General features: G+C 39.9%; 5 protein-coding genes and 1 pseudogene. 4 read left to right on the top strand and 2 right to left on the bottom strand.

Translation table 11 applies throughout. The features are described from left to right. Positions 1-49 precede the first annotated feature (49 nt). Positions 50-391, top strand: coding sequence for a hypothetical protein (locus QUB37_RS29125; RefSeq protein WP_333168669.1), 342 nt, complete (start codon positions 50-52; stop codon positions 389-391). Continuing rightward, positions 357-716 carry a hypothetical protein gene (locus QUB37_RS29120; protein ID WP_333168667.1) on the top strand — a complete coding sequence of 120 codons (360 nt, stop codon included), beginning with the start codon at positions 357-359 and terminating at the stop codon, positions 714-716. The genes QUB37_RS29125 and QUB37_RS29120 overlap by 35 nt, the downstream gene beginning before the upstream one ends. Before the next feature lie 162 nt (positions 717-878). Here QUB37_RS29120 and QUB37_RS29115 read toward each other — a convergent pair. Beyond that, positions 879-1,195: pseudogene (locus QUB37_RS29115) on the bottom strand (IS701 family transposase); the annotation flags it as partial. Between the two features lie 355 nt (positions 1,196-1,550). Here QUB37_RS29115 and QUB37_RS29985 point away from each other — a divergent pair. Together QUB37_RS29985 and QUB37_RS29980 are read left to right on the top strand one after the other, a co-directional pair. Next, positions 1,551-2,051, top strand: coding sequence for a transposase (locus QUB37_RS29985; RefSeq protein WP_445300073.1), 501 nt, complete (start codon positions 1,551-1,553; stop codon positions 2,049-2,051). Between the two features lie 244 nt (positions 2,052-2,295). Next, on the top strand, positions 2,296-2,541 hold the full coding sequence (locus QUB37_RS29980) for a transposase (RefSeq protein WP_445300072.1): 246 nt from the start codon (positions 2,296-2,298) through the stop codon (positions 2,539-2,541). A 220-nt stretch (positions 2,542-2,761) separates the two neighbouring features. On the opposite strand, the gene QUB37_RS29105 is transcribed toward QUB37_RS29980, so the two are convergent. Next, positions 2,762-4,933, bottom strand: coding sequence for a P-loop NTPase fold protein (locus QUB37_RS29105; protein WP_333168664.1), 2,172 nt, complete (start codon positions 4,931-4,933; stop codon positions 2,762-2,764). Between the last annotated feature and the right edge of the window lie 124 nt (positions 4,934-5,057).

Below are 5,057 nucleotides of genomic sequence, written 5' to 3'. Positions count from 1 at the left end.
GCCTTTTAAGTGGACATATAAGGGTAAAGTCTTGGCGGCCTAATAGTCTGTGTATTTACGCCGAGCTGTACTAGCAACATTAGATATTACTGAACTAAGTGTAGATGGTGGCAAAGCCCGGTTAATCACACCACAAGGAGAAAAATCTGAGTGGAAAGACTATAAAGCAATTGTTTCCGAGGCGGGAATAGTAGCTAGTTTCGACCAAAATAATATGATTATTGATTGGGCAAATCAACAACCACTAGCAAACCCAGTAACTTGTCTAGGTGATGGACATGATGGAGTCTGGAATATATTCAAGGAAATTAGTTGTGAACAGAACAGAAGAGAAATCTTAGATTGGTATCATCTGAATGAAAATCTTCACTTATGTGGGTGGTTCAATTAAGCGGTTAAAGCAAGCCGAAACATATTTATGGCAAGGAAATGTCCCAAGTGCAATAGCACTATTCACAGAGTTAAAGAAAAAATCAGCCATTAACTTCTGTAAGTATTTAGAAAAGCATCAGGAAAGAATTATTAATTATGAAGTTTTCCAGAGAGACGGAATTTGTTCAATTGGCTCTGGCGCAGTAGAATCAGGAATTAAGCAAATAGCTAGACGGATTAAAATATCTGGAGCAAGTTGGAAATCAGAACATGTTGGGCAAGTATTAGCTCATCGATGTGCTTACTTAAACGGCTTAATTGGTAAATCACCCAAAGCTGCTTAAGTATTTATGCTTATCGCAAAAGTGACACGCTCCCAAAAAGTACGACCATTGATGTGCTTTCTCACGCAACGAGCGCTGCGGACAGTCCAGCAGCATGACCCACATGACCTTGCCAAGTATTTAACAATTCTGCCAACCTGGTCTTAACCCTCTTGTGTCACTCTACGCAGAGGAAAAGTTGCCATAAGGGATATTGAGGTTTTGAAAAATTGAACGAGTTAAATTATTGACAAGCATTTGAAGCTTAAAAAAGCCATCGGGTAACTTAGGAACAGTAAAAACTTGTAGCCAATTTTTAATAAAATTAAATAGTACAAATGGTTGAAGTATTAAACGGAGGTTGTTAAGAATCTTCTTCCAACCCTTTCCTTGATCCCACCTGGATGTGATTAAAAATTAGATTCAGCTTGTGGTGGTAATTTTAGAATTTGTTCAGAGTGGAGACTCACCATCAAATAAGCGCTAAAAATAATTTTCCACTATTTTTATATTTGTGGATAATCAATACTCCGGACAGTTTTTAAAGAGGGATACGATCACTTTTTCAGCAGAGAAGTGAAAAAAGTGAGTGCAATCTGAACCCAAAATTAACAGAAAAAAAGGCACTCTTTTCGGTTAAGCTATAAAAACACACAAGCTAAACTGATTGCCTTATGAAAATCATTGAATCCATCTTACAACAAATGCCAGGGATTAGTCAACCCCAAAAGAAGTTTTTAATCACTTTATTCTCAACTATCTTGCTGGCTTATGGCAAGGTCAACTTCACAAATCTCAGTCGTTATAGTTGTTTGAGCGAAAAAACCTACCGTCGTCACTTTCTCAAAAGCTTTAATTTTCCACAATTTAATCAATATTTCCACGGAACTTGCTTTAAATCCTGAACACACAGTCATTGCTGTTATTGATTGTTCTTTTTTAAGAAAAAGTGGCAAAAAAACTGACGGCAAGGCTTATTTTTATAAGGGTGTAGCTGGTAAATCGGAACAGGGATTGGAAATTTCTGTGATTTCTATTGTCGAAATTGAGACTCGTTTATTTTATAGCTTAAGCGTGCAAAAAACTCCATCACGTCCTCAAATAGATCCCGTGAAAAAACTGCCACAAAAACCGAATAATAGCTGCTCAAAAAAATCTCGCAAAAAACCGGAGTTTCAAAGCTCAACGCCTGACATCACAAGAGTTGATGACTATGCAAAACATCTCAAGAATACTCGTTGTTCCTTCCCAACTTCTGTACGTTATTTGGTGGCTGATGGCTATTACTATCGCTCTAAATTATGGGAGGCTGTGCGGGAGTTGAATTTAGACTTTATTGGCAAGCGAGCGGGTTGATGCTAACCTAGGCTATCTCTATACAGGTGAACAAAATAAACTGGGAGCACCTCGCAAATATGATGGTAAGGTTGACTGCCAAGATCTGAGTCGTCTTAAGTTTGTTAAAGAAATAAAACCGGGAGTTTCATTATATACATTAGTAGTCTGGAGTTGTTGTTTAAATTGCCAAATTAGCTTGGCTTGTATTTCTGAGGTTCAAGCCAATGGGGAAATCAAAAATACTTGATTATTTAGCACTGATATTCATCTACCACCTGAGCAAATTCTTGAATATTATCAGGCTCGTTTCCAGATTGAATTTATCTTTCGTGATGCCAAGCAATTTACTGGATTGTCAGATTGTCAAGCTCGTCATTTACCACGGCTTGATTTTCATTTTACTGCCAGTCTAATTGCCTTAAACTTAGCTAAACATGAACTATCTAGTTGTCATTCATCTGCCAAATCCTTTGTGTTTTCTATGGCCTCTTATAAACGTCTGGAATAAAATCGCGCATCTACTTTATACCTTTATTGATAAGTTAGATTTAGACCCGGATTTGATTTTAAATCACCCTAACCTTCCTTCAGTCTTGTCTTATGGTACTCTGGCTGCTTAAAAACTGTCCGAACTATTGATTTAAGATGCGTTTACCCTGATATCCTCCACATCCTTTGGATTACTGGAGCGAGCTCTAGCACTCTTATTCGATCGCCTACATCCTTGCCTAATCCCGGCCTTCTCCCTGCTGCTGCATCTCATATTCTCGGAGAAATTGGGCGATCGCATTTTTCCGATCTTCTGTTAACTCGCTCGTTTCATCAAGGCGGCTAATTCGCTCAACAATCAAGGAGGGTTCGAGATAGGGTTCGAGCCAATTAGGGGCAAGTCCGTAGCCTGTTTTTTGAGTCCCGTTCGACCCATACTCGCTAAAATATTTTTGCAGGAACTTCTCCAAGAAATTAACTAGCCCTTCGTCATTATCAATAATCTTTTCAACCCATTGCTTGACTTCCTCTTCTCCTGCCCAACTTTGCCAATAGTGTAAATTTTCAGAGAGCTTTGGGGATTGCAGTAGGGAGTTTCCTTGTGCAGCATCTCGCAGCCGCTTCAAGGCTATTCCTTCAAGTTCTTTAAGGTGTTCTACACTCTGGAGCCATTCCTCTTCGGGGATAGATTCATCGACTCCATACTTACCTTGTTCCTGACCCAAGGCTGCTACTTCGTGTACAATTATGGATAAGGCGTTACCGTTTGACATTGCCTCTTTCAAGGTTTCAAACCGTGCTTGTTCGTCAATCCGACGCAACAGTTGTGAGATCAGGCGTTCAATTCTAATGTCATTCCCAAAATCAAACATTCCCTGCGGTTCGTCTTCGGGAGGCAAAAGCTGGTCGCCGACATCAAACAAAGCTTTCACAATTGAAGGAATGCAATTGGCAGGTATTTCTTTTTCAGTGTCATCCTCAAGTCGTTCAAGAAATGATCGAGCTTGCGTAGTGCCATTAGAGCATTTTTGATGAGCGAGTTCTACAAGATTTTTTCCAAATGCCTTTGCATCTTTTGCCAAGTCAAAGATTGCTTTAATGTCAGCATCAGAGAATTGAGCTTCTGTTAATACCAGACGGAAGTAGTTGGGAAATATATCTAAGCTGCAAATACGTAATTGCTTGCGCCATATTGAATCGTCTTGTGCAGGGAAGTAAGTATTATGCCAAACGGCTTCCAATTTAGGAAAAAGGTGCAATAGCAACCGTTTAACTCGTTCTTTCTCCTCATCTTTAAACTGAGCCAGCCACGAATGGTGAAAATCTTTGAGTTCGTCCAATGTCGGAATTAGAGAACCTTTCGCATCCGCGTTTCCCGCAAAGAATTTAGGATTTTTGCGGATTATGTCATATATCATTGGGCGAAAGGCTCGCAGGGACTCAATAGCAATGAAATCAACTGGGTTCACTTCACCTTTCACCGCTGGGTATGTCACGGTTAAGATGTTGGTCAGACGAGCAATGTCGCGAGGATTGGTAATAAAGTGGTCTATCCCTTGTAAATAAATATTGCCCCAGCGATTTTGATTGAATAGTGGCTTTGGCGCGTCAGTCAGTATGCTATTGAGTTTTTCAAAAAGTAGCCTGCGGAGTGAGGTTTTATCTGGCAGAGGTAACTCAAAAGAAGTTTGAACAATCTGATCGAGGTAGACTTCTCCGGGTAGAGGTTGTGTATCTGCGAGGGCTTTTATGACTACTTCTTGAGCGAAAACGAGCAAATAGACAACGTTAGTAAAATTGGGAATTGCTTTAATAAGATGAAATAATTGATTGATCTCCTCAGCGGTGAGCCTGTCAATATCGTCAATGGTTACTACGATTCGCGGATGCTGCTTTTCTAGTGTATCTTCGACTTCTTCTTTTAACTCGGAAGTTTCCTTTTCTTTATCGTCAAATAATTTTACAATTGCTTTGCTAGCTTGAGCGTAAGGAAGAGGAATTTCAGAAACTGCTTTAGCCAGATTGGTTATTCGACCTAGGAAGCCTTTGGGGACAGCTTTAAATTGGCTCAAAACAGTCTGTAATTGACCAATAAAGCGCCTTGTAATGTCTTCGTTTCCCGAAAATAACCAGGGATTAAAAGGGACAATAATAGGTTGCTCGCTCTCTGGCTTTTGCTTGAGATAGTACGTTAAAAAGTTCAATAGTGTCGATTTGCCAAAACCTGAAGAACCGTAAACTGCAATAACGAACCCTTCAGGAAAGTTCATTTGGCAAATACTGTCTGCAAGATGTTTGGCGAAGGGTGCATATCCTAATCGGTCTTGTTTCGGCTCGATTAAGGCGTTATCTGCGGATGGGTTACTAAAATCCTCCGGCAAGATTTCTGAATCGTTCTTTGTTTGAGCCATACAGCCTCTCTCCTTGTTAGCTAAGGTGCTCTTGCCATTCAAAGTTCGTTTTAACTGAGATCTTGCACCATTCTCAATAAGCCCTTGCATTCTGTACCAAAATGTGAAATAAAGGGCGTATAAA

This window comes from Microcoleus sp. AT3-A2, from assembly GCF_036705685.1.
Classification (GTDB): Bacteria; Cyanobacteriota; Cyanobacteriia; order Cyanobacteriales; family Microcoleaceae; genus Microcoleus.
The sequence above is the reverse complement of the archived record's forward strand: the minus strand, read 5'-3'. Positions and strand labels throughout refer to the sequence as shown.